The organism is Pseudomonas sp. R28(2017) (assembly GCF_002112505.1).
In the GTDB taxonomy this organism is placed as follows: Bacteria; Pseudomonadota; Gammaproteobacteria; order Pseudomonadales; family Pseudomonadaceae; genus Aquipseudomonas.
Map to the genome: position 1 here is coordinate 153,487 of NZ_NEHW01000010.1, position 23,674 is coordinate 177,160.

19 protein-coding genes are annotated in these 23,674 nt (G+C 63.4%); 12 read left to right on the forward strand and 7 right to left on the reverse strand.

All coding sequences use genetic code 11. From position 1 onward, the window contains the following. Positions 1-49: 49 nt before the first annotated feature. From CAF78_RS18600 to edd, 6 genes are all read right to left on the reverse strand, one after another. Positions 50-1,336: an ABC transporter substrate-binding protein gene (locus CAF78_RS18600; protein WP_085673496.1), complete on the reverse strand. Its 1,287-nt coding sequence runs from the start codon at positions 1,334-1,336 to the stop codon at positions 50-52. Between the two features lie 105 nt (positions 1,337-1,441). After that, positions 1,442-2,692: an AGE family epimerase/isomerase gene (locus CAF78_RS18605; protein ID WP_085673498.1), complete on the reverse strand. Its 1,251-nt coding sequence runs from the start codon at positions 2,690-2,692 to the stop codon at positions 1,442-1,444. Between the two features lie 102 nt (positions 2,693-2,794). After that, the gene (locus tag CAF78_RS18610; protein WP_085673500.1) at positions 2,795-4,249 is read right to left on the reverse strand and encodes an ATP-binding protein; all 1,455 of its coding nucleotides are present in this window, start codon (positions 4,247-4,249) and stop codon (positions 2,795-2,797) included. Then, a complete protein-coding gene (gene gltR / locus CAF78_RS18615) occupies positions 4,230-4,955 on the reverse strand; it encodes a two-component system response regulator GltR (protein WP_085673502.1) in 726 nt (241 codons plus the stop codon). The genes CAF78_RS18610 and gltR overlap by 20 nt, the downstream gene beginning before the upstream one ends. 81 nt (positions 4,956-5,036) lie before the next feature. Next, positions 5,037-5,996: a glucokinase gene (locus tag CAF78_RS18620; protein WP_085673505.1), complete on the reverse strand. Its 960-nt coding sequence runs from the start codon at positions 5,994-5,996 to the stop codon at positions 5,037-5,039. Beyond that, positions 5,993-7,819 (reverse strand): phosphogluconate dehydratase, encoded by a 1,827-nt coding sequence (edd, locus tag CAF78_RS18625; protein ID WP_085673507.1) that lies wholly within the window; start codon positions 7,817-7,819, stop codon positions 5,993-5,995. The genes CAF78_RS18620 and edd overlap by 4 nt, the downstream gene beginning before the upstream one ends. Positions 7,820-8,084: 265 nt before the next feature. Between edd and gap the strand changes: the two genes are divergently transcribed. The 6 genes from gap (at position 8,085) to CAF78_RS18655 (ending at position 14,888) form a co-directional block, all read left to right on the forward strand. Further along, positions 8,085-9,086 carry a type I glyceraldehyde-3-phosphate dehydrogenase gene (gap, locus tag CAF78_RS18630; protein WP_085673509.1) on the forward strand — a complete coding sequence of 334 codons (1,002 nt, stop codon included), beginning with the start codon at positions 8,085-8,087 and terminating at the stop codon, positions 9,084-9,086. 255 nt (positions 9,087-9,341) lie between these two features. Next, positions 9,342-9,854 carry an RNA polymerase sigma factor gene (locus CAF78_RS18635; RefSeq protein ID WP_085673511.1) on the forward strand — a complete coding sequence of 171 codons (513 nt, stop codon included), beginning with the start codon at positions 9,342-9,344 and terminating at the stop codon, positions 9,852-9,854. A gap of 90 nt (positions 9,855-9,944) precedes the next feature. Continuing rightward, on the forward strand, positions 9,945-10,907 hold the full coding sequence (locus tag CAF78_RS18640) for a FecR domain-containing protein (protein WP_085673513.1): 963 nt from the start codon (positions 9,945-9,947) through the stop codon (positions 10,905-10,907). A 125-nt stretch (positions 10,908-11,032) separates the two neighbouring features. Beyond that, entirely contained in the window at positions 11,033-13,618 is a 2,586-nt protein-coding gene (locus CAF78_RS18645) for a TonB-dependent receptor (RefSeq protein ID WP_085673515.1), read from the forward strand. Between the two features lie 208 nt (positions 13,619-13,826). Continuing rightward, positions 13,827-14,420, forward strand: coding sequence for a biliverdin-producing heme oxygenase (locus tag CAF78_RS18650; protein WP_085673517.1), 594 nt, complete (start codon positions 13,827-13,829; stop codon positions 14,418-14,420). Between the two features lie 54 nt (positions 14,421-14,474). Then, on the forward strand, positions 14,475-14,888 hold the full coding sequence (locus tag CAF78_RS18655) for a YbaN family protein (RefSeq protein WP_085673519.1): 414 nt from the start codon (positions 14,475-14,477) through the stop codon (positions 14,886-14,888). On the opposite strand, the gene arcD (CAF78_RS18660) is transcribed toward CAF78_RS18655, so the two are convergent. Then, positions 14,868-16,295, reverse strand: a complete 1,428-nt coding sequence (gene arcD / locus CAF78_RS18660; protein WP_085673521.1) for an arginine-ornithine antiporter — start codon at positions 16,293-16,295, stop codon at positions 14,868-14,870. The genes CAF78_RS18655 and arcD (CAF78_RS18660) overlap by 21 nt on opposite strands. A gap of 433 nt (positions 16,296-16,728) precedes the next feature. Here arcD (CAF78_RS18660) and arcD (CAF78_RS18670) point away from each other — a divergent pair, with 433 nt between their 5' ends. The 6 genes from arcD (CAF78_RS18670) to CAF78_RS18700 all read left to right on the forward strand — a co-directional run bounded on the left by arcD (CAF78_RS18670) (position 16,729) and on the right by CAF78_RS18700 (position 23,664). Next, positions 16,729-18,156 carry an arginine-ornithine antiporter gene (gene arcD / locus CAF78_RS18670; RefSeq protein ID WP_085673523.1) on the forward strand — a complete coding sequence of 476 codons (1,428 nt, stop codon included), beginning with the start codon at positions 16,729-16,731 and terminating at the stop codon, positions 18,154-18,156. Positions 18,157-18,189: 33 nt separating this feature from the next. Continuing rightward, the gene (arcA, locus tag CAF78_RS18675; protein ID WP_085673525.1) at positions 18,190-19,443 is read left to right on the forward strand and encodes an arginine deiminase; all 1,254 of its coding nucleotides are present in this window, start codon (positions 18,190-18,192) and stop codon (positions 19,441-19,443) included. A 69-nt stretch (positions 19,444-19,512) separates the two neighbouring features. Beyond that, positions 19,513-20,523: an ornithine carbamoyltransferase gene (locus CAF78_RS18680; RefSeq protein WP_027920178.1), complete on the forward strand. Its 1,011-nt coding sequence runs from the start codon at positions 19,513-19,515 to the stop codon at positions 20,521-20,523. 62 nt (positions 20,524-20,585) lie between these two features. Beyond that, on the forward strand, positions 20,586-21,515 hold the full coding sequence (gene arcC / locus CAF78_RS18685; RefSeq protein WP_085673527.1) for a carbamate kinase: 930 nt from the start codon (positions 20,586-20,588) through the stop codon (positions 21,513-21,515). A gap of 55 nt (positions 21,516-21,570) precedes the next feature. Further along, complete coding sequence (locus CAF78_RS18690) at positions 21,571-21,939, forward strand: DUF5064 family protein (protein ID WP_085673529.1); 369 nt, start codon at positions 21,571-21,573, stop codon at positions 21,937-21,939. Between the two features lie 396 nt (positions 21,940-22,335). Next, positions 22,336-23,664 carry an IS110 family transposase gene (locus CAF78_RS18700; RefSeq protein WP_085673532.1) on the forward strand — a complete coding sequence of 443 codons (1,329 nt, stop codon included), beginning with the start codon at positions 22,336-22,338 and terminating at the stop codon, positions 23,662-23,664. The last annotated feature ends 10 nt before the right edge of the window (positions 23,665-23,674 follow it).

The window sequence follows — 23,674 nt, forward strand, 5'->3', positions numbered from 1 at the left end:
GCCGGGCAGGACGCCGAACCTGTGGGAGCGGGCTTGCCCGCGAATGGTCTTACTTGGCAGCCTTGATCGCCGCCGCCAGCTTCTTCGCCGCATCGGCCGGGTCGGCCTTGGGGTCATTGATGTAGTTGGTCACCACATCGAAGAAGGCGCCCTGCACGGCCAGCGTGGTGGCCATGTTGTGCGCCATGCTCGGCTGCAGGCCGCCGCTCTTGGCGTCGGCGAGGAAGTCCTTGGCGGAGGTCTGGGCGCAAGCGTCGAAACCATGCTTGCCCATGTCGGCGAGCATGTCGTTGCGCACCGGGATCGAGCCCTTGTTGATGCTGAAGGTCTTCTGGAAATCCACGCCCATGACGTTGCGGGCGATGTCCTGCTGCCCGGCAGCAGTGCCCTTGTCGCTCTGCTTGAACACCACCAGCGAGTCGATGTTGTAGAGGAACGCCTTTTCAGTGCCGGGGAACGGTACGCACTGGTAATCCTTGCCGGCGGTTTTCTTGGCCAGGGTCCACTCGCTCTTAGCCCAGTCACCCATGATCTGCATGCCGGCCTTGCCGTTGATGACCTTGGCCGCCTCCAGGTTCCAGTCCTGGCCCTTGCCGTCCGGGTCCATGTAGGTGGCGACCTTCTTCAGCTCGGTGAGCGCCTTGACCATCTCGGGGCCGGTCAGCGCCGACTCGTCCAGGTCGACCATGGCCTTCTTGTAGCCCTCAGCCCCCATCACGGCCAGCACCACGCTTTCGAACACGGTGCTGTCCTGCCAGGGCTGGCCGCCGTGGGCGAGCGGGATGAAACCGGCGGCCTTGAGCTTGTCGGCGGCGGCATAGAATTCGTCGAGGGTGGTGGGCGTCTTGTCGATGCCGGCCTTCTTGAAGACCTCCGGATTGATCCACAGCCAGTTGATGCGGTGGATGTTGACCGGTACGGCGACATAGTTATCGTCGTACTTAACGGTGTCGGCGACCTTCTTGTCGAGCAGCGAGTCCCACTTTTCTTCCTTGGCGACTTCCTTGAGCACGTCCTCGTCGAGCAGGCCGGTGGCGGCCCAGTCCTGGATGTCCGGCCCCTTGATCTGCGCGACGCCTGGCGGATTGCCCGCCACTGCGCGGCTCTTGAGCACGGTCATGGCAGTGGCACCACCGCCACCTGCAACCGCGCCGTCCTTCCAGGTAAAGCCATCCTGCTCGACCTTGGCCTTGAGCACATCCACAGCAGCTTTTTCACCACCGGAGGTCCACCAGTGCACCACTTCGACGCTGCCTTTGGATTCGGCGGCGGTGGCACTGAGTGGCAGGAGCGAGGCAAGGGAGATCGCGGCGGCGAGGCGGAGAGTCGAATTCATCGGAGTACCTTTTCTTGTTGTTATGCCGGGCAAGTCGGTCGCTTGCATGGCATGGAGTCTAATCAGCGTGCCCGCCTCGCCAGGTAACGAAGCGATGCGCGAATGTCATCGTTTGGTTACATAACGCGAAAGTGCCGTCGCCAGGCTGGGTGCCAAAGGCAAACCCGGCAGCAGTACCGCTTGGTAAGCGTGATACAGGTCTGGCTTGCCCGGCCAGATGGTGCCGGCGGGGCGATTGTTCGCATCGAGTTCGTGGTGCCAGCTGCCGCCAGCACGGTCGATGAAGTGGTTGTCGATGAACCCCCAGAAGCAGTGATACCACTGCTCGTAACGGCCTTCACCGGTCCTGCGCAACAGCGCGGCAGCCGCAGCGCACGCCTCGGCATGCACCCAGTGCAAGCGCTGCCTGACGACCGGGCGGTTGTCCCAGTCCAGGGTGTAGACGAAGCCAGGCTCGCCATCGGCGTTCCAGGCGTGACGGCAGGCGCCGTCGAACAGGCCACCGGCGCAGTCCAGCAGCCAATCGGGCACGGGCTGCCCAGCCAGGCTCAGGCTGGCCTCCAGGTGCAGCAGCAGGCGCGCCCATTCCAGCGCATGCCCGGGCGTCGTGCCGTAAGGGCGGAAGTGATCGGCCGGATGCTCCAGGTTGTAGTGCAGCAATGGCTGCCAGAACGCGTCGAAATGCTCGATGACCCGGTAGCCATTGGCGGCAGCATGGGTGTGGATGATGCGCTCGACAATGCGCAACGCCCGTTGCAGCCACAACGTATTGCCGGTGGCATCGGCCAGGGCCAGGAAAGCCTCCGTTGCATGCATGTTGCTGTTGGCGCCGCGGTAGGCCTCCGGCAACTGCCAGGCACGCGAGAAGGTTTCACGCAAGGCGCCCTCTTTCTCGCACCAGAAATGCGCTTCGATCACCCGCACAGCGTCCGCCAGCAACTGCATAGCACCCGGCACGCCAGCCACCTTGGCGGAACTGGCAGCCAGCGCGACAAAGGCATGCAGGTAGGCGCCCTTGCCACTATCGTAGAGGCCTTCAGGGTGCGCGAACCAGCCATCGAAAGCGGCATCGTGCAGCACCCCGCCCAGGGCCGTGACACCATGCTCGGCGAAGGCCAGGCAGCCCGGCACGCCCTGGATGTGGGCAAGGGCGAAGCAATGGGTCATGCGCGCGGTGTTCATGGTTTCGGCGGCGGCATCGGGTGCCAGACGACCCGTGGCATCAAGGTTGCCAAAACCTTCCGGCAACTTCGCTGCCTTGGCGAAGGCCAGCAGGCGCTGCCCTTCAGCCATGAGCCAGGCAGCATGCACTGGCGAATCCAGCCAGCTGCCGAAAGGGAGATCGTTGTGCGTCATGGGGCCAGCTCGCTCCTTGCCAGTCGTCTGCGAAGTCTAGCCAGCCGTCCTGGCTGGGATGTCACGAAGGACTGCTGATGTGTCACCAGCCCGTGACACAACTCAATCCATGCCCCTGGGCAGGTAAAGCGTCACCCGCAAGCCCCCTTCGCGCAGGTTGAGCAGGCTCACCTCGCCGCCATGGCTATGGGCGATGTTGCGCGCGATACCCAGGCCCAGCCCATAGCCCTGCTGCTTGCCGGCCAGGCGAAAATGCGGCTCGAACACCTGCTCCATCTGCTGCTGCGGCACGCCGGGGCCCTGGTCATCCACCTGCAGGACGAAGCCTTCGGCACTGTCGATGATCCGCAGGTGCGCCCGCTCGCCATACTTGATGGCATTGTCGATCAGGTTGCCAATACAGCGGCGCAGCGCCAGCGGTTTGCCCGGGTACGGCGACAGCGCTCGCCCTTCGACGGTGATACGGCCATCGCCCAGGTACGGCTCGGCGAGAATCTCCAGCACCTGGTTGAGGTCGACCGGCTCGATGTTCTCGTGGATGTCGGTGTCCTTGACGCACTGCAGTGCCCCTTTGACCAGCAACTCCAGTTCGTCGAGGTCCTGACTGAACTTGGCCTGCAGGCGCTCGTCCTCGAGCAGTTCCACGCGCAGGCGCAAACGCGTGATCGGTGTGCGCAGGTCGTGGGAAATGGCGCTGAACAACTGGGAACGCTCGGTCAGGTAACGGCTGATGCGCTCGCGCATGCTGTTGAACGCGCGCCCCACTTCCACCACCTCACTGCCGCCGCCCTCGGCCACCGGCGCCACATCCGCACCCAATGACAGCTCACGCGCGGCGCGTGCCAGGCGCTTGAGCGGCCAGCTCTGCCAGTGCACCAGCAAACCGATGAACAGCAGCAGCAAGGCGGTGGTGAGAACGATGAAACCAATCTGCTGACGCGGCAGGCGTTCGGTTTCAAGGCTAGTGTAAGGCTCGGGCAGCAACGAGGCGATGTACAGCCATTCGCCCTGGTCGAGGCGGATCTGGGTCACCAGCACGGGCGGGTTGAGCGGCTCCAAGGTCAGCGAGTAGTGCGCCCAGGAGCGCGGCAGTTCATCGAGTTTCAGGCCACTGTTGAAGATGCGCAGGTCATCGGGGGCGACGAATTCGACAGAGATTTCCATCTGCTCGCCGAGGCGTTCGTGCAGCACGTGCTGGAACACGTCGATCACCGCCTGCTTGCGGGGCGTGATGGGCAACACCGGCATGTCCAGCGGTTTGTCGTTGAGCGACACGAAGAAGCGCGTGCCCCCCATGCTGCGCAACTGGTCGAGCACCATCGGCCGATAAGCCACCGGCAGCGAACGGAAGTAGCTGACACTGGCACTCATGGAATGGGCCAGGCTCCCGGCACTGGCACGCAGGCCCTGCAGTTGGCTGGCGCGCAACTGGGCGACCCAGATCAGGCTCGACAGGCCCTGGGCCAGCAGCACCACGAGCAGGGTCAGCAGCAGCATGCGCCCCAGCAGCGAGCGCGGCAGCAGGCGCCAGCGCCGCTCAGGAAGCGCAGCAGACATGGGCAGCCAGCAGGTAACCACTGCCACGCACGGTGCGGATCAGCCGCGGCGGCTTGTCGGTGTCGCGCAGGCGCTGGCGCAGGCGGCTGACCGCCATGTCGACGATGCGGTCCAGCGGCATCGGCTCGCGGCCACGGGTGGCGTTGCCGATGGTGTCGCGGTCGAGGATCTGTTGCGGGTGATCGAGAAACAGCTTGAGCAGGGCGAAGTCGGCGCCGGACAGAATCACCTCTTCGCCATCACGGTGGAACAATCGGTGGCTGACGGTATCCAGGCGCCAGTCGTCGAAGGCCAGCACGGCACTGGCGGGCACAGCCTGGCCGAACTCGCTGCGGCGCAACAGGGCCTTGATGCGCGCCTGCAGCTCACGCGGGCTGAACGGCTTGCCCAGGTAATCATCGGCCCCCAGTTCCAGGCCGATGACGCGGTCGGCCTCGTCGGAGCTGGCGGTCAGCATGATGATCGGTACCCGTGACTGGCGCGGGTGCTGGCGCACCCAGCGGCACAGGCTGAAGCCGTCTTCGTCGGGCAGCATGACGTCGAGGATCACCAGGTCGCAGGGGGTGTTTTCCAAGGCGCGGCGAAAACCCTGACCATCGGCTTCGGCGTGGACCTGGAAGCCGGCGCGGCTCAGGTAGGTTTGCAGCAGTTCACGAATTTCCTGATCGTCGTCGACCATCAGGATCGATTTTCCGGCAGTGCTCAAGGTATCCCGCCCTCTTGTTTGTCACAGGTCTTGATCGCCTGCTCTCGGGTATTGCATTCAGGGGCCGCAGAGCGGCCCCCGTCAGTGATCCAATGATTGCTGTAATGCCACTCCGGCCCCCAGCAGTCCAGAGAATTCCGCCGTCACCAGCCATACTGGCAAACCTGCGAAATAACCACTCATGCACCCCTTGTCGGCAAAGCTGGCGGCAAACCCGCTGCGCAGGAACAGCTCGGCAAACCGCGGGATCACGCCGCCGACAATGTACACCCCGCCGCGTGCACCGAGGGTCAGCACATTGTTACCGGCCACGCGCCCGAGGAAGCGGCAGAACTGCTCGATCACCGCCAGTGCCCGTGGCTCGCCGCCCAGCGCCGCATCAGTGACCTGCGCCGGGGATGTGTGTCGGGGCGTGTCGCCGTCCAGCGCGCAGATGGCCTGATACAAGCGCACCAGGCCCCCACCGCTGAGCACGGTCTCGGCGCTGACGTGGCCGATCTGGCGGTGCATCTGCTGATGGATCGCCGCCTCGCGGGCGTTGCCCACCGGCAGGTCGACGTGCCCGCCTTCACCCGGCAGTGCCTGCCAGTGCTGCTCGCCCAGGCGCAACAGGCTGCCGACGCCCAGGCCGGTGCCCGGGCCGATCACCAGCGCTGGCCGCGTCGGGTCCGCCTGGCCGGGGCAGACCTCACGGAACTCCCCCGGTTGCAGGCGGGTCATGCCCAGGGCCTGGGCAGAAAAATCGTTGATCAACAGCAGCCGCTCGACCTGCAAGGTCTGGCAAAACGCCCTGTGGCTCAGTCGCCAGTGATTGTTGGTGAAGCGGAACTCATCGCCATCCACCGGCCCGGCCACCGCCAGGCACACCGCTGCAAGGCCGCCACGGGCGATACCGTGGCCCTGCAGGTAAGCCTCGATGGCCTGTTCCGGGCTGGTGTAGTCCGCCGTGGCGAAGACCTTCACCTGGCACAGCTGGTTGTCACGCCACAACGCAAAACGGGCATTGGTGCCACCGATGTCGCCAACCAGCAGGTCCTTCATTTGAGGTTCTCCAGGGCCGAGGTGAAGGCGCTGGCGCCCTGCTCTGCCGGGCTGAACGCCATGCGCATGAAGCCGAACAGCTCACGGCCGCAGCCCAGGTCGTTGCCCTGGGGCGCGGGCGGCAGCTCACGGCTGGCCAGCTCTTCTGCCGACACCATGACCCGCAGCGTGCCTGCGACGCCATCGACCCGCACGATATCACCATCGCGCACGCGTGCCAGCGGGCCACCATCGAACGCTTCGGGGCAGACGTGGATGGCCGCCGGGATCTTGCCCGAGGCGCCCGACATGCGCCCGTCGGTCACCAGCGCGACCTTGTAGCCGCGGTCCTGCAGCACGCCGAGGAACGGCGTCAGCTTGTGCAGCTCGGGCATGCCGTTGCAGCGCGGACCCTGGAAGCGCACCACGGCGACGAAATCGCACTCCAGCTCACCGGCCTTGAAGGCATCGGCCAGCGACTGCTGGTCATGGAACACCCGTGCCGGCGCCTCGACCACCTGATGTTCAGGCGCTACTGCAGAAACCTTCATCACGCCACGGCCCAGGTTGCCCTCCATCACCCGCAGGCCGCCTTCGGCCGAGAATGGCCGCGCCACCGGGCGCAGGATGCTCTCGTCCAGGCTCTGCAGTGGCCCTTCGCGCCACACCAGCTTGCCGTTGTCGAGGAACGGCTCCTGGGTGTAGCGGCGCAGGCCATGGCCAGCCACGGTGTTGACGTCTTCATGCAAAAGGCCGGCATCGAGCAGTTCACGGATCAGGAAGGCCATGCCGCCAGCGGCCTGGAAGTGGTTGATGTCGGCCTTGCCGTTCGGGTAGACGTGGGACAGGGTCGGCACCACTTCGGACAGGTCGGCCATGTCCTGCCAGGTCAGCTGGATGCCGGCCGCCTGGGCGATCGCCGGGATGTGCAACGTGTGGTTGGTCGAGCCGCCGGTGGCGTGCAACGCCACGATGGCGTTGACCAGCGCCTTCTCGTCGACGATCTCGCCCAGTGGCATGAAGTTGCCGCTGGCCTTGGTCATGCGCGTGACCTGCTGCGCCGCCTCGGCGGTAAGGGCATCGCGCAGCGGGGTGTACGGGTTGACGAACGAGGCGCCTGGCAGGTGCAGGCCCATGACTTCCATCACCAGCTGGTTGGTGTTGGCGGTGCCGTAGAAGGTACAGGTGCCAGGGCTGTGATAGGACTTCATTTCCGATTCCAGCAGCTCCTCGCGGCTGGCCTTGCCTTCGGCATAGCGCTGGCGCACGTCGGCCTTCTGCTTGTTGGAGATACCGGAAACCATCGGCCCGCCCGGAACGAAGAGGGTCGGCAGGTGGCCGAAGCGCAGCGCCCCCATCATCAGGCCGGGGACGATCTTGTCGCAGATGCCGAGCATCAATGCTGCGTCGAACATGTTGTGCGACAGCGCTACCGCCGTGGACATGGCGATCACTTCACGGCTGGCGATAGCCAGCTCCATGCCCGGCTCGCCTTGCGTCACGCCGTCGCACATGGCCGGCACGCCACCGGCGAACTGGCCGACCGAGCCGACCTCGCGCAGGGCCTGCTTGATCTGGTCAGGGAAATGCAGATACGGCTGGTGCGCCGAGAGCATGTCGTTGTAGGCCGAGACGATGGCGACGTTGGCCGCGTTCATCAAGCGCAGGGTCTGCTTGTCCTCGGCGCCGCACCCGGCCACGCCGTGGGCGAAGTTGGCGCATTGCAGGCTGGCACGCATGGGCCCGTCACTGGCCGCGCCACGAATCAGCTGCAGGTAGCGTTCGCGGGTGGCACGGCTACGTTCGATCAGCCGCTGGGTGACCTCAAGGATGCGCGGATGCATGTACTGGACTCCAGGCTAATTGTAAGGGCGGTTTACCGGGCATTTCCCCTCCAAACGATTGCGGCCTAGGCTCAAGGTAGAGGGGCTCGCGATATCGGGGGAGGCACTGCGCCCAACCACTCGTTGTATGTTTAAACAAAATACTGCCACTAAAAAGGCTTGTTTTCTATCAGCAGGTGAATAATCTTGTAATTCCAACAACAAAACCGTTTCAGTGAAGCTCCTTTTTGCCACAGGTTTCACTCGGACCGCCAGAGGTACTGCCATGACCCTACGTATCGCCATCAATGGATTCGGCCGCATCGGGCGCAATGTCCTGCGCGCACTGTATACCCAAGGCTACCGCCAGGACCTGCAGGTCGTCGCCATCAACGACCTGGGCGACAGCGCGATGAACGCCCACCTGCTCAAATATGACAGCGTGCATGGCACATTCGATGCCGAGGTCGAGGCCGACCATGAAAGCCTGACGGTCAATGGTGACCGGATCGCGGTCAGTGCCATCCGCAACCCGGCCGAACTGCCCTGGAAGGCCGAAGCGATCGACGTGGTGTTCGAGTGCACCGGGCTGTTCACCGACCGCGCCAAGGCCGCCGCACACCTGGCCGCGGGCGCCGGCAAGGTGATCGTCTCGGCGCCGGGCAAGGGCGTCGATGCCACCGTGGTGTACGGGGTCAACCACGATATCCTGCGGGCTTCGCACCAGGTCATCTCCAACGCCTCGTGCACCACCAACTGCCTGGCGCCGATCGCCCAGGTGCTGCACCGCGAGTTCGGCATCGAACAGGGGCTGATGACCACCATTCACGCCTACACCAACGACCAGGTGCTGACCGACGTCTACCACAGCGACCCGTACCGTGCCCGCTCGGCTACCCAGTCGATGATCCCGAGCAAGACCGGTGCCGCCGAGGCAGTGGGCCTGGTGCTGCCGGAGCTGGCCGGCAAGCTCACCGGCATGGCCGTGCGGGTGCCGGTGATCAACGTGTCGCTGGTCGACCTGACTGTCAACCTCAAGCGCGAGGCCACTGCCGAGCAGGTCAACCAGCTGTTCCTCGAAGCCAGCCGGCACTCCAAGGTGCTCGGTTACAACGCCCTGCCGCTGGTGTCGTGCGACTTCAACCACAACCCGCTGTCGTCGATCTTCGATGCCAACCACACCCGCGCCAATGGGCGGATGCTCAAGGTGCTGGCCTGGTATGACAACGAGTGGGGGTTCTCCAACCGCATGCTGGACAACTGCTTGGCGTTGGCCAGCGCGCGCTGAAGCAGAACTGACCGTGTCATTTGTAGGAGCGGCCTCGTGTCGCGAAAGGGCCGCAGAGCGGCCCCGGGATTTAAGCGCTGACGCGGATGTACCTGGGGCTGCTCTGCTGCCCTTTCGCGACACAAGGCCGCTCCTACACGGGACCGCGCAAGGTTGAAGAACTCACAATCTTTACCTTTTCCTAACAATTCCAAGCTTGACCTGGCTACAAGATGATAAGCATTATCATTCACCTTTCGTCGGCCAGGTCCCCCCGTGAGTCAGTCCCGGTTCAACTCCGTCTTCCTCGTCCAGCGCCTTTCCCTGCTGCGCACCCTGCAGCGCATGGTGGGCAACCCCAGCACGGCCGAGGACCTGTTGCAGGAAACCTACCTGCGGGTATCCCGCGCCTTGGGTGAACGGCCCATCGAACACCTCGAACCGTTCGTGTTCCAGACCGCCCGCAACCTCGCCCTGGACCACCTGCGTACACGGCGGGTGCAGTCGCGCATGCTGGTCGACGATGTGCCCGACGAGGTGCTGCACAATGTCGCGTCCCCGCTCGGCAGCAGCGAGGACGCCGCCCACGCCGAACAGCTGCTCAAGCACCTGAGTGTCAGTCTCAACCAGCTGACCGAACGCCAGCAGCGCATCTTCATCCTCAGCCGCCTGCACGGTGCCAGCTACCTGGAAATTGCCGAGCAGCTGCAGGTCTCGGCCAGTACGGTGCAGAAGGAACTGAAACTGATCATGGCAATCTGCATGGGTGTGGCCGACCGCCTCAAGTAAGCCGACTGCCGGGACGCAGAATGCGGCGCAGCCCTTGCCATGCTTCGCCCCAGCCTTGATCATTCGCAAAAATACCTGCAAGGACCCACCGTGACCGACAGCCCCGTCACTCGCCCGCCAGCCAACGGGCCCGACGCCCGCGCCCGCGCGCTTGACGAGGCGCTGGACTGGCTCGTGCGCCTGCAGTGTGCCAGCGAGGCCGACACCCTGGCCTTCGAGCAATGGCTCAGCGCAGCGCCTGAGAACGCCGAAGCCTATGTCGAGGCCGAAGCCCTGTGGAACGGTACTCCGCTGCGCCAGGCCGCCATGCACCTGCACCAGCATCAGCGCCGCACGCTGCGCGGGCGCCTGCGTGCACACTGGAAGCCACTGGCGACGGCTGCCGTGCTGCTGGTCGGTCTGTTCACGTTCGGCAACCTGCCGGTGCGCTTGCAGGCGGACCACCTGACCGTGGTCGGCGAACGCCAGCGCCTGGAGCTGGATGACGGCGCCAAGGTCCTGCTCAACACCAACTCCGCTTTCGCCAGCGACCTGCAGGGCGGGCGCCAGGTCGCGCGCCTGCTGCAAGGCGAGGCGTATTTCCAGGTGCCCGGTGGCGCCCAGTTGCCGCTGGAGGTGCAGGCCGGGCCGGTGCGCGCGCAGGTGCGCGACACCGATTTTGCCGTGCGCTACCTCGACGGCGAGGCACAGGTTCGCGTGCAACGCGGCGACGTCGACCTGCAGGCCGCCAGCAACCAGCGCATCCGCCTCAGTGCCGGGGACAGCATCAGTGTCGGCCCCCAGGGCTTCGGCCAGCGCCAGCGCCCCGACATGCACAAGGACCTGGCCTGGGTCGACGGCCGCCTGGTGTTCGAGAACTGCCCGTTGAGCCAGGTACTGGCCGAAGTGCGGCGCTATTACCCTGGCTGGATCATCAACCGCAACGACCAGCTCGACGACATGGCAGTGACCGGCAACTACCGCCTCGATCAGCCATTGGAAACCCTGCGCGCCCTGGCCCACATCACCTCGGCGCAACTGCACGAATTCCCCGCCGTGGTCATCATCAACTGACCGACAAGTTTTTTTACGCGATCGCGCAACCCCGCCCGTCTCGTTATAGCCAATGCAACTGATTCTTGTTTCAAAACAAGAACGGTCATCACCTATAACAGTCCGCGCGTCTGGGAGCGCTTTCGATGTCCACAGGTCCAACTCGCCCGTCCACCCTTCCCCGCCGTACCGGCCAGCTGTCCCTGCTGACGCTGGCCCTGTTCGCCAGCGGTGCCTGCAGCCTCCCGGCGCTGGCCGCCGAACCGGCCCAGGCCAGCAGCCCGCGCATGGGCGACTACCGTTTCAGCATTGCCCAGCAGCCTCTGGTCGAAGCGATCAACGCCTTCAGCAAGGTCACCGGCTGGCAGGTCGGCTTCAGCGCCGAACTGGCCGACGGCGTGGCCTCGCCGGGTGTGCAGGGTTCGCTGCCGCCGGAAGCCGCGCTCAAGCGCCTGCTTCAGGGCACGGGCCTCGACTTCCGCAAGATCAGCAACGGCAACGTAGTGCTCGAACGCCACTCGGCGGGCAACGTCATTGCCCTGCAGCAGGTGACCGTCAGTGCCACCCGCAGCGCCCAGGACGTGAGCCAGGTGCCGAGCACCGTGACCGTGCAGACCCGCGAGCAACTGGACCGGCAGAACGTCAACAACATCCAGGAACTGGTCCGGTATGAACCCGGCGTGTCGGTGGGGGGCACCGGCCAGCGCAGCGGCCTGAACGGCTACAACATCCGCGGCATCGATGGCGAGCGCATCCTTACCCAGGTCGATGGCGTGTCGATCCCCGACAGCTTCTTCTATGGCCCCTACGCCCAGACCCAGCGCAACTACGTCGACCCCGAGATCGTCAAGCGCGTGGAAATCCTCCGCGGCCCGGCATCGGTGCTGTACGGCAGCAACGCCATCGGCGGCGCGGTGAGCTACTTCACCCTCGACCCGGACGACATCATCAAGCCCGGCAAGGACGTCGGTGCACGCCTGAAGACCGGCTACAGCTCGGCCGACGACAGCTGGCTGACCTCCGCTACCGTGGCTGGCCGCACCGGCGATTTCGACGGCCTGCTGCACCTGAGCCAGCGCAATGGCCACGAGACCGAGTCCTACGGCAGCCATGGCGGCACAGGCCTGGCGCGCACCGAGGCCAACCCGGAAGACGTGCGCACCACCAACGTGCTGGCCAAGCTGGGCTGGAACTACGCCGACGATGCCCGTCTGGGCCTCACCTACGAGCGCTACAAGGATGACCGCGACCAGGACATCCTCAGCGCCGTCGGTGGCCCGTTCACCAACGGCACCGGCCTGGGCATGTACCGCAGCCGCACCGGCAACGACACCGTGACCCGCGAGCGCTTCGGCATCAACCATGAGTTCGGCCTGGATTCGCTGGTTGCCGACCACGTCAAGTGGAGCCTGAACTATCAGGTCGCCAAGACCGACCAGAGCACCGAGGAAATCTACTTCCCGTTCAGCCGCACCGTGCTGCGCACCCGCGACACCACCTACAAGGACCGCCAGTGGGTATTCGACGCCCAGCTGGACAAGGCCTTCAGCATCGGCGCCACCGATCACCTGCTGACCTACGGCACCACGCTCAAGCACGAGAAGGTCACCGGCTCGCGCAGCGGCACCGGCACCTGCCTGGCGGTGGGTGGTACCTGCCGCACCATCGGCCAGGTCAGCACCAGCGACGCCCAGGCTCTGGTCAGCGACTTCCCCGACCCGACCGTGAACACCTACAGCCTGTTCGTGCAGGATGAAATCCGCTGGAACGACTGGACCTTCATGCCCGGCGCACGCTACGACTACACGCGCATGGAGCCGAAGTTCACCGAGGAGTTCCTGCGGGGCATCCAGGGCTCGGGTACCGCCCCGAGCAGCCTCGACGACTCGGACAAGAAGTGGCACCGCGTCTCGCCCAAGTTCGGCCTGACCTACGCCTTCAACGACAACTACACCTGGTACGGCCAGTACGCCGAAGGCTTCCGCACCCCGACCGCCAAGTCGATGTACGGGCGCTTTGATAACCCGACCCTGGGTTACAGCGTGCAGGGCAACCCCGGGTTGGAGCCGGAAAAGAGCAAGAGCTACGAAACCGGCCTGCGCGGCAACTTCGACGCTGGCAACTTCGACGTGGCGGTGTTCTACAACAAGTACCGCGACTTCATCGACGAAGACGCCGTGCAGTCGGCCAACCTGGAAACCACCTTCCAGGCCAACAACATCAAGCACGCCACCATCAAGGGCGCCGAAATCAAGGGCCGCCTGAACCTCGACCACTTCGGTGCACCGCAGGGCCTGTACACCCAGGGTTCGATTGCCTACGCCCATGGCCGCAACGATGACAACGGCCAGCCTTTGAACAGCGTCAACCCGCTGACCGGCGTGTTCGGTTTGGGTTACGAGCAGCCTAACTATGGCGGCCTGCTGAGCTGGACCCTGGTCAAGCGCAAGACCCGCGTCGACGACACCACGTTCTTCGCGCCGGACGGCCAGAGCTCGCAGTTCCGCACCCCGGGCTACGGCGTGCTTGACCTGAGCGGCTTCTACAAAGTGACCGACGACGTCACCGTCAATGCCGGGCTGTACAACCTGACCGACAAGAAGTACTGGCAGTGGGATTCGGTGCGCGGCTACGACGGCCAGGGTGAAGCAGGTGTGACCCAGCCGGCCAACCTCGACCGCCTGACCATGCCTGGGCGCAACTTCGCCATCAATGTGGTGTGGGATATCTGACACTGGCGTTTAGCCTGTTCCGGCCCTTTCGCGGGCAAGCCCGCTCCCACAGGTACTGCACAGGTGCTGAAACCTGTGGCATTCCTGTGGGAGCGGGCTTGCCCGCGAAGGGGCCGGAACAGACATTACAAAAAACCACTTTTTTTACTGTACCCGCCCCGCTGTTTCGTCTTGTCACTAGACGCCCTCATTTACCAAGGACACCCCCATGACCGACCGCCCAGCCTTGCGCTCGCAACGCCTGAACCAGGCCACCCAAGCTCCGCACAGCGAGCTCGACGCCCTGGTCAAGTCCCACGCGCCGTTCGACAGCCGCGAAAGCTTTGCCCGTTTCGTCGTCGCCCAGTACCTGTTCCAGGCCGAACTGCAAGCGCTGTACAACGACCCGCAACTGATCGCCATCGTCCCCGACCTGGCCGAGCGCTGCCGCGCCGAACAGGCCCGCCTGGACCTCGCCGACCTCGGCACCGAAGTGCCGGCTGCCGTGCCTGGCGCGCTGCTGAACCCGAGCCTGGGTGAGGCAATGGGCTGGATCTTCGTGTCAGAAGGCTCCAAACTTGGCGCTGCGTTCCTGATCAAGCGTGCCGCGGCCCTGGAACTGTCCGACAGTTTCGGTGCCCGCCACCTCGGCGAGCCGGCCGGTGGCCGTGCCGAAGGCTGGAAGCAGTTCACCCGGATCCTCGATGGCCTGGCGCTGTCGCCCGAGGAAGACGCCGCCGCCGAGCGTGCTGCGGTTGCCGCCTTCGAGCGCTTCACCGAACTGCTCAAGCATGCCTATGCCGCGGATGCCGCGCTGGCCTGAATACGCACCAACCGGCCACCTTTCCGGTGGCCGGACGTTATTTGCAGTGAGACCATGACCCGACCTGCCCGCTCGAAACTGTCCCGCCTGCTGTATGGCATCCTGGCTTACGTGAGCCTGGGGATAGGCCTGGTCGCCATCGTCATCCCCGGCCTGCCGACCACCGAGTTCATCCTGCTGGCCGCCTGGGCCGCCACGCGCAGTTCGCCGCGCCTGTCCGCCTGGCTGGAAAACCATCGCCTGTTCGGGCCGATCCTGTACAACTGGCGCAACGGCAAGGTGATCCAGCGCCGTGCCAAGGTCAGCGCCACCCTCAGCATGCTGCTGTGCGCCACCCTGATGCTGGTTTTCCTCGAACACCACTGGCCGGTGTTTCTGGCGATTGCCGGCATGACCCTGGGCAACCTGTGGATCTGGTCACGCCCGGAACAGCCCTGCCCCGCCGTGTCACAAGCTCAGCAGCCCTGAATACAGCAGGTAGGCCGCCAATGCCGCCCCCGCCAGTACTGCCGCGAAAATCAGCTTCTCCCAGGTGGTGAACAGGGTCTGCCCTTGTTCGTGCTTGGCCCGGGCAAACAGGATGACCCCTGGGGCGTACAGCAGTGCCGACAGCAGCAGGTACTTGAGGCCGCCCGCGTACAACAGCCATACCGCATACAGCAGCGCCACCGCTGCCACCATCAGGTCCTTGCGCCGCAGCCCCGCCTGCCCGTGGTAACTTTCCCCGCGCCAGGCCAGCAGCACCGCATAGGCCGCCGACCACAGGTACGGCACCAGAATCATCGACGAGGCGAGATAGATCAGGCTGGTATAGGTGCCTGCTGAAACCAGCGTGATCAGCAAAAAGCCCTGGATCATGCAATTGGTCAGCCACAGGGCATTGGCCGGCACATGGTTGGCGTTTTCCTTGGCCAGGAAGCGCGGCATGGTCTTGTCACGCGCCGTGGCGTAAAGAATTTCCGCGCACAGCAGTGCCCACGACAGCAAGGCACCGAGCAGCGACACGGCCAGGCCAATGCTGATCAGCAATGCCCCCCAGGGGCCGACGATATGTTCCAGCACCGAGGCCAGCGACGGATTCTGCAACCCGGCCAGTTCCGGCTGGGTCATCACCCCCAGCGACAGCACATTGACCAGCACCAGCAGTGCCAGCACCCCGAGAAAGCCGATCACCGTGGCCTTGCCGACATCGGAACGGCGCTGCGCCCGCCCGGAATACACGCTGGCGCCCTCGATACCGATGAACACGAACACCGTGACCAGCATCATGTTGCGCACCTGGTCCAGCACATTGCCGAACTGCGGGTTGCTCAGGCCCCAGATGTCGCGGGTGAAGATGTCGGCGCGGAAGGCAAAGGCGGCGATGACGACGAAGATCAACAGCGGCACCACCTTGGCCACGGTGGTCACCTGGTTGATGAACGCCGCCTCCTTGATGCCACGCAGCACCAGGAAGTGCACCGCCCACAGCAGCAGCGAGGCGCAACCGATGGCAATCGGCGTGTTGCCTTCGCCAAACACCGGAAAGTAGAAGCCCAGGGTGCTGAACAACAGCACGAAATAACCGACGTTGCCCAGCCAGGCACTGATCCAGTAGCCCCAGGCGGAGGAGAACCCCATGTACTCGCCGAAACCGGCCTTGGCGTAGGCGTAGACCCCCGAATCCAGCTCGGGCTTGCGGTTGGCCAGGGTCTGGAACACGAAGGCCAGGGCCAGCATGCCCACTGCCGTGATTGCCCAACCGATCAGCACGGCACCGACGTCGGCACGTGCGGCCATGTTCTGCGGCAGCGAGAAGATCCCGCCACCAATCATCGAACCGACCACCAGTGCGATCAGTGCACCCAGACGCAGCTTTTGTCCCGGTTCGCTCATGGGGCTCCCTTTTTTCCGTGCTGTCATGCGTTTGAAACAGCCATGGGGGCCATATAAATGCTGTTACTTATATGGCCAAAACCATTAAACCTATAGCATTAATAACCACAATGTCTATCGGCGCACCTCTGTAAAAACTAGCAGCTGCGAAGCAACTAGAAAAGAAACTGATAAAACTCGAAATTCTTGTGAAAAATTTGCGAAAGCGGCAAAAACGGCTAGCTTCAGACATCGCAGGTCAAACAGAGCGTTTGCTCTAGAAGGACATGGAGATGCCAGCGCACAGGGCCTGCAGCTGAGCAGTCGGCACTCTCCAGGAGTCGCGCGTAGGAAATTTCCTACCTTCGCGTTGCCATGAACTGATCCAAGTCAGCTCATGGTCCAGGCGTCGGATTTATTCTGTCGTCAACTTTCTCCTGGCAGGAGTTGTTAAATGTCTGATTCTTCCGGAAAACTAAAGCTCGGCGCGTTAGTTGCACTTGTAGTGGGTTCGATGATTGGCGGCGGGATCTTCTCGCTGCCGCAAAACATGGCTGCCAGTGCAGGCGTTGGCGCGGTACTGATTGGCTGGGCGATCACGGCGGTCGGCATGCTGACCCTGGCCTTCGTGTTCCAGACCCTGGCCAACCGCAAGCCTGATCTGGATGGCGGTGTGTACGCTTACGCCAAGGCCGGCTTCGGCGACTACATGGGCTTCTCGTCGGCCTGGGGCTACTGGATCAGCGCCTGGCTGGGCAACGTCGGCTACTTCGTGCTGCTGTTCAGCACCCTCGGCTACTTCTTCCCGATCTTCGGTGAGGGCAACACCCCGGCGGCGATCATCGGTGCCTCGATATTGCTCTGGGCCGTGCACTTCCTGGTGCTGCGCGGCATCAAGGAAGCAGCGTTCATCAACCTGGTCACCACCGTGGCCAAGGTCGTGCCGCTGGTGCTGTTCGCGCTGATCTGCCTGTTCGCCTTCAGGCTCGATATCTTCACCGCCGACATCTGGGCGGTGGGCACCCCAGACCTGGGCAGCGTGATGAACCAGGTGCGCAACATGATGCTGGTCACCGTGTGGGTGTTCATCGGCATCGAAGGCGCGAGCATCTTCTCGTCGCGGGCGGAAAAACGCTCCGACGTGGGCAAGGCCACGGTCATCGGCTTCATCACCGTGCTGCTGTTCCTGGTACTGGTCAACGTGCTGTCGCTGGGCATCATGACCCAACCGGAACTGGCCAAGCTGCAGAACCCGTCGATGGCTGCCGTGCTCGAGCACGTGGTCGGCCACTGGGGCGCGGTGCTGATCAGCGTCGGCCTGATCATCTCGCTGCTCGGTGCCCTGCTGTCGTGGGTGCTGCTGTGCGCCGAGATCATGTTCGCCGCCGCCAAGGACCACACCATGCCGGAGTTCCTGCGCCGCGAGAACGCCAACCAGGTGCCGGCCAACGCCCTGTGGCTGACCAACGCCATGGTGCAGATCTTCCTGGTCATCACCCTGTTCTCCAGCAGTACCTACCTGTCGCTGATCTACCTCGCCACCTCGATGATCCTGGTGCCCTACCTGTGGTCGGCGGGCTATGCGTTCCTGCTGGCTCTGCGCAGCGAAACCTACGAACAGGCCCTGGCCGAGCGGCAGAAGGACCTGATCATCGGTGCCATCGCGCTGATATACGCCATCTGGCTGCTGTATGCCGGCGGCGTGAAATACCTGCTGCTCTCGGCCCTGCTCTATGCCCCTGGCGCGATCCTGTTCGCCAAGGCCAAGCGCGAGGTGGGCCAACCCATCTTCACCAACGTGGAAAAACTGATCTTCGCAGCCGTGGTCATCGGCGCCCTGGTGGCAGCCTTCGGCCTGTATGACGGCTTCCTGACCCTTTGACCCACGTCTTCGTTCAATTGGAGGAATGAAACCATGTCCGCTGAAAAACAGAAGTACGGTGTCCACTCAGAAGCCGGCAAGCTGCGCAAGGTAATGGTTTGCGCACCGGGCCTGGCGCACAAGCGGCTGACGCCAAGCAACTGTGACGAGCTGCTGTTCGACGACGTGATCTGGGTCGACCAGGCCAAGCGTGACCATTTCGACTTCGTCACCAAGATGCGCGAGCGCGGCGTCGATGTGCTGGAAATGCACAACCTGCTGACCGACATCGTCCAGCAACCCGAAGCCCTGAAGTGGATTCTCGACCGCAAGATCACCGATGACACCGTCGGTGTGGGCCTGAAGAACGAAGTGCGCAGCTGGCTCGAAGGCCTCGACCCGCGTCACCTGGCCGAATTCCTGATCGGCGGCGTGGCTGGCCAGGACCTGCCACAGAGCGAAGGCGCCGACGTGGTCAAGATGTACAACGACTACCTGGGCCACTCCAGCTTCATCCTGCCACCACTGCCCAACACCCAGTTCACCCGCGACACCACCTGCTGGATCTATGGCGGCGTGACGCTGAACCCGATGTACTGGCCGGCGCGTCGCCAGGAAACCCTGCTGACCACCGCCATCTACAAGTTCCACAAGGAGTTCACCAACGCCGACTTCCAGGTCTGGTACGGCGACCCGGACAAGGACCACGGCCAGTCCACCCTCGAAGGCGGTGACGTGATGCCGATCGGCAACGGCATCGTGCTGATCGGCATGGGCGAGCGCACCTCGCGCCAGGCCATCGGCCAGCTGGCGCGCAACCTGTTCGCCAAGGGCGCGGTCAAGGAAGTGATCGTCGCCGGGCTGCCGAAGTCCCGCGCCGCCATGCACCTGGACACCGTGTTCAGCTTCTGCGACCGCGACCTGGTCACGGTCTTCCCGGAAGTGGTCAACGAGATCGTACCGTTCATCATCCGCCCGGACGAGAAAAAGCCCTACGGCATGGACGTGCGCCGCATCAACAAGTCGTTCATCGAGGTGGTCGGCGAGCAACTGGGCGTCAAGCTGCGCGTGGTCGAGACCGGCGGCAACAGCTTCGCCGCCGAACGCGAACAGTGGGATGACGGCAACAACGTGGTGGCCATCGAGCCCGGCGTGGTCATCGGCTACGACCGCAACACCTACACCAACACCCTGCTGCGCAAGGCCGGCATCGAGGTCATCACCATCAGCGCCGGCGAGCTGGGCCGGGGCCGGGGCGGTGGCCACTGCATGACCTGCCCGATCGTGCGCGACCCAATCGACTACTAACGCCCATACACCCGGCCGCGCCCACGAAGCAGCGGCCGGGCCCCTCACCGAATTCAAGGAGTTACAGTCATGGCGTTCAACATTCACAACCGCAACCTGCTCAGCCTCGAACACCACACCACCCGTGAGCTGAAATACCTGCTGGACCTGTCCCGCGACCTCAAGCGCGCCAAGTACACCGGCACCGAGCAGCAGCACCTGAAGGGCAACAACATCGCCCTGATCTTCGAGAAGACCTCGACCCGTACCCGCTGCGCCTTCGAAGTCGCCGCCTATGACCAGGGCGCCAACGTCACCTACATCGACCCCAACTCGTCGCAGATCGGCCACAAGGAAAGCATGAAGGACACCGCCCGCGTGCTCGGGCGCATGTACGACGCCATCGAGTACCGCGGCTTCAAGCAGGAAATCGTCGAGGAGTTGGCCAAGTTCGCCGGCGTACCCGTGTTCAACGGCCTGACCGATGAATACCACCCGACCCAGATGATCGCCGACGTGCTGACCATGCGCGAACACAGCGACAAGCCACTGCACGACATCAGCTACGCCTACCTGGGCGACGCCCGCAACAACATGGGCAATTCGCTGCTGCTGATCGGCGCCAAGCTCGGCATGGACGTGCGCATCGCCGCGCCCAAGGCGCTGTGGCCACATGACGACCTGGTCGAGCGGTGCCACAAGTACGCCGAAGAAAGCGGTGCGCGCATCACCCTGACCGAGGACCCTAAGGCGGCGGTCAAGGGCGTCGACTTCATCCACACCGACGTCTGGGTGTCGATGGGCGAGCCGATCGAAGCCTGGGGCGAGCGCATCAAGCAGCTCAAGCCCTACCAGGTGAACAAGGAGCTGATGAAAGCCAGCGGCAACCCACGGACCAAGTTCATGCACTGCCTGCCAGCGTTCCACAACTCCGAGACCAAGGTCGGCAAGCAGATTGCCGAACAGTACCCGGACCTGGCCAACGGCATCGAAGTGACCGATGACGTGTTCGAGTCGCCGGCGTGCATCGCCTTCGAGCAGGCGGAAAACCGCATGCATACCATCAAGGCGATCCTGGTTTCGACCCTGGCTGACCTGTAAGCCGGCCGCGCCGCCCTGCCCATGGGGCGGCGCCCTTCCCTCTTCGTTAAAGGACATTCCCCATGCGTATCGTTGTTGCATTGGGCGGCAACGCCCTGCTGCGCCGTGGCGAACCCATGACCGCTGACAACCAGCGCGCCAATATCCGCACGGCCACCGAACAGATCGCCAAGATTCACCCCGGCAACGAACTGGTCATCGCCCACGGCAACGGCCCGCAAGTGGGCCTGCTGGCCCTGCAAGGGCTGTCGTACAAACCCGACGAGGCCTACCCGCTGGACGTGCTCGGCGCCGAGACCGAAGGCATGATCGGCTACATGATCGAACAGGAACTGGGCAACCTGCTGGCGTTCGAAGTACCTTTCGCCACCCTGCTGACCCAGGTGGAAGTGGACGCCAACGACCCGGCCTTCAAGGACCCGAGCAAGTTCATCGGCCCGGTCTACAGCAAGGAAGAGGCCGAGCGCCTGGCCAAGGAGAAAGGCTGGGTGGTCAAGGCCGACGGCGACAAATACCGCCGCGTGGTCGCCAGCCCGAAACCCAAGCGCATCTTCGAAATCCGCCCGATCAAGTGGCTGCTGGAGAAGAGCAGCATCGTGATCTGCGCCGGTGGTGGCGGCATCCCCACCATGTACGACGAGAACAAGAAGCTCAAGGGCATCGAGGCGGTGATCGACAAGGACCTGTGCTCGGCGCTGCTGGCCGAACAGCTGGAAGCCGACCTTCTGGTAATCGCCACCGACGTCGATGGCGCCTACATTGACTGGGGCAAGCCGACGCAGAAAGCCATTGCCCAGGCCCACCCCGACGAACTCGAACGCCTCGGCTTCGCGGCCGGCTCCATGGGGCCAAAGGTGCAGGCAGCCTGCGACTTTGCCCGCCACACTGGCAAAGTGGCGGTGATCAGCTCGCTGGAGAACATCGAGGGCATCGTCAAAGGCACCGCCGGCACCCGCGTGAGCACCGAAAAGCCAGGTATCAGCTACCGTTGATTGCAGTGGGCGGGCTGACGGGGCCCGCCATTTTCACCTTCCGGAGGAGTTTGCCATGGCCCAGTTTCAACCCGGCCACGTCCATATCGAGCGCACTGCGCTGACCAAGAACGACCATAGCTACGACCTCAACATCGAGTACGAGGCGGCGACAGACCCCAAGGAAGGCCGCGGTATCCAGTTCCGCATGCACGGGATCATCGAGGGCAAGACGGTGGATGAACCGTTCTTCCTGGCCAAGGACCAGGTACTGCCCAGCTTCCTCATGATTGCCTCGCGCAAGGCCCAGTCCTACCTGGCACCCCACCAGAAGTTCGAGAGCCTGGGCTCGCCGCACAAGCTGTACGACGCCATGTTCGAAGACATTCGCCAGAAGCTGGATGTGAAATCGGGCGATCCGATCAAGCCTGAACACCTCGAATAACTCCATTCGCAGGCAAGCTCCCACAGGTTGATCACTGCCCTTGAGGGCATGTGTAGTCCCTGTGGGAGATCACCCAGCCCTTCCGGGCTGCGCTGTCGCGCAGCAAACATGAGATGTACGGCTTCAGTTCTGCTGCAGCGCTGACATTTTGAAAAAGAAAAGGCGGCTGGCCCGGTAGGGCCAGCCGCCTTTTGCTTTGTTAGGGTTCGTGTGCGCGGGACAGAGATCGTAGCCAGCACTGGTGTGTGTCCGCACACCCGCGTGGGAGAGTGATCCGCACGGTATCGGCGTGAAGTCCCTGTAGGCATCAGCTGAATCAGCTGTGACCACGTATGAGAGAGTGAACCCTTTCGCCACCGTGTGCCCCGCGCGCCCCTTATCCTGCGAGGATTCATCATGGCGCGCAAGCCTTCCAAGCAACGCTTTACCGTCGTTCATCCCGATTGCGCGGCGATCGACGTCGGTGGTCGAGAGCATTTCGTGGCGGTCGATCCACGGCACGAAAACCCCGTCCAGTCGTTCACGTCCTTTACTGACGACCTGTTCAAGATGGCTGATTGGCTTGAAAGCTTGGGGATCAAGGTCGTTGCCATGGAGTCCACAGGCGTTTATTGGATTCCCATTTACGAGATCCTCAGCGAGCGCGGTTTTGAGGTTTACCTCGTCAATGCCAGAGCAACTCGGCAAATCACGGGCCGCAAATCAGATGTGCTGGATTGTCAGTGGATTTGGCAACTGATGACGCATGGACTGCTGAGAGGCGCATTCCGCCCCGATGATCTGACTTGCTGCGTCCGCTCATTGGTCAGGCAGCGGGCTTCCAAAGTCAAAGACCAGGCACAGACCCTGAACCGGATGCAAAAGGCCATGAGCCAAATGAACATCCAGTTGGCCAATGTCATCAGTGATATTTCCGGCGTAACCGGCATGAAAATTTTACGAGCCATCTGCGCAGGTGAACGGGACCCTGCGCAACTGGCTGAACTGACCGACCGCCGCATCAAAGCAGGCAAAGAGGCTGTCGCTCGGAGTCTTCATGGCAATTGGCGGCGCGAGCATTTGCATGCGCTAACTCAAGAATTGGCTGCCTACGATTTCCTGGAGCAGCAAATTACTGATTGCGACGACGCCATAAAAACTGCGTTAGAACAGCTGCCGGTGCTGCAAAACGAGCCAGAGCCATCCAACAAGCCTTTGCGTAGCCCACACCGAAGCGGCGCCCAACAGACTGAGTTGCATCAGGCATTGTGGAAAGTTCTTGGCGTGGACCTGACCGCAATCCCGACCATCGGGGTGGATACCGCATTAGTGCTGGCAGGCGAGATCGGTACAGATCTATCACGCTTCCCGTCCTCACAGCACTTCTGCTCTTGGTTAGGACTGGCTCCTCCTACTCGGATTTCCGGCGGTCATCGACTGGCAGGCGGCGGGCCAAAAATAATCAATCGAGCAGCTCAAGCACTCAAGCAGGCCGCGTCCAATGCCCGTAACGACAAGGGTTTCATTGGTGCACCGCACCGAGCCAGGCTAACTCGAATGGATACCAGCTGCGCCATCAAAGCCACTGCTCATCAATTGGCACGACTGGTGTACAACCTGCTAACCAAGAAACAGGCTTATGTCGAAAAAGGTCTTGAGGAATTCGAAGCCAGGAGCCAAGACCGGCAGGTCCGGGCTTTGCTTCGCAAAGCCCGGAAACTAGGGTATCAGCTGGTGGCTGCCTGAGTGCTTAGAA

Excerpts from the sequence above, each read along its gene's own strand:
- CAF78_RS18605 (WP_085673498.1), bottom strand. The coding sequence starts at position 2,692 with ATGACGCACAACGATCTCCCTTTCGGCAGCTGGCTGGATTCGCCAGTG.
- CAF78_RS18645 (WP_085673515.1), top strand. The coding sequence starts at position 11,033 with ATGTCCACAGGTCCAACTCGCCCGTCCACCCTTCCCCGCCGTACCGGC.
- CAF78_RS18700 (WP_085673532.1), top strand. The coding sequence starts at position 22,336 with ATGGCGCGCAAGCCTTCCAAGCAACGCTTTACCGTCGTTCATCCCGAT.
- arcD (WP_085673523.1), top strand. The coding sequence starts at position 16,729 with ATGTCTGATTCTTCCGGAAAACTAAAGCTCGGCGCGTTAGTTGCACTT.
- CAF78_RS18600 (WP_085673496.1), bottom strand. The coding sequence starts at position 1,336 with ATGAATTCGACTCTCCGCCTCGCCGCCGCGATCTCCCTTGCCTCGCTC.
- arcA (WP_085673525.1), top strand. The coding sequence starts at position 18,190 with ATGTCCGCTGAAAAACAGAAGTACGGTGTCCACTCAGAAGCCGGCAAG.
- CAF78_RS18650 (WP_085673517.1), top strand. The coding sequence starts at position 13,827 with ATGACCGACCGCCCAGCCTTGCGCTCGCAACGCCTGAACCAGGCCACC.
- CAF78_RS18620 (WP_085673505.1), bottom strand. The coding sequence starts at position 5,996 with ATGAAGGACCTGCTGGTTGGCGACATCGGTGGCACCAATGCCCGTTTT.
- arcC (WP_085673527.1), top strand. The coding sequence starts at position 20,586 with ATGCGTATCGTTGTTGCATTGGGCGGCAACGCCCTGCTGCGCCGTGGC.
- CAF78_RS18610 (WP_085673500.1), bottom strand. The coding sequence starts at position 4,249 with ATGTCTGCTGCGCTTCCTGAGCGGCGCTGGCGCCTGCTGCCGCGCTCG.
- CAF78_RS18680 (WP_027920178.1), top strand. The coding sequence starts at position 19,513 with ATGGCGTTCAACATTCACAACCGCAACCTGCTCAGCCTCGAACACCAC.
- edd (WP_085673507.1), bottom strand. The coding sequence starts at position 7,819 with ATGCATCCGCGCATCCTTGAGGTCACCCAGCGGCTGATCGAACGTAGC.
- arcD (WP_085673521.1), bottom strand. The coding sequence starts at position 16,295 with ATGAGCGAACCGGGACAAAAGCTGCGTCTGGGTGCACTGATCGCACTG.
- CAF78_RS18690 (WP_085673529.1), top strand. The coding sequence starts at position 21,571 with ATGGCCCAGTTTCAACCCGGCCACGTCCATATCGAGCGCACTGCGCTG.
- gap (WP_085673509.1), top strand. The coding sequence starts at position 8,085 with ATGACCCTACGTATCGCCATCAATGGATTCGGCCGCATCGGGCGCAAT.
- CAF78_RS18655 (WP_085673519.1), top strand. The coding sequence starts at position 14,475 with ATGACCCGACCTGCCCGCTCGAAACTGTCCCGCCTGCTGTATGGCATC.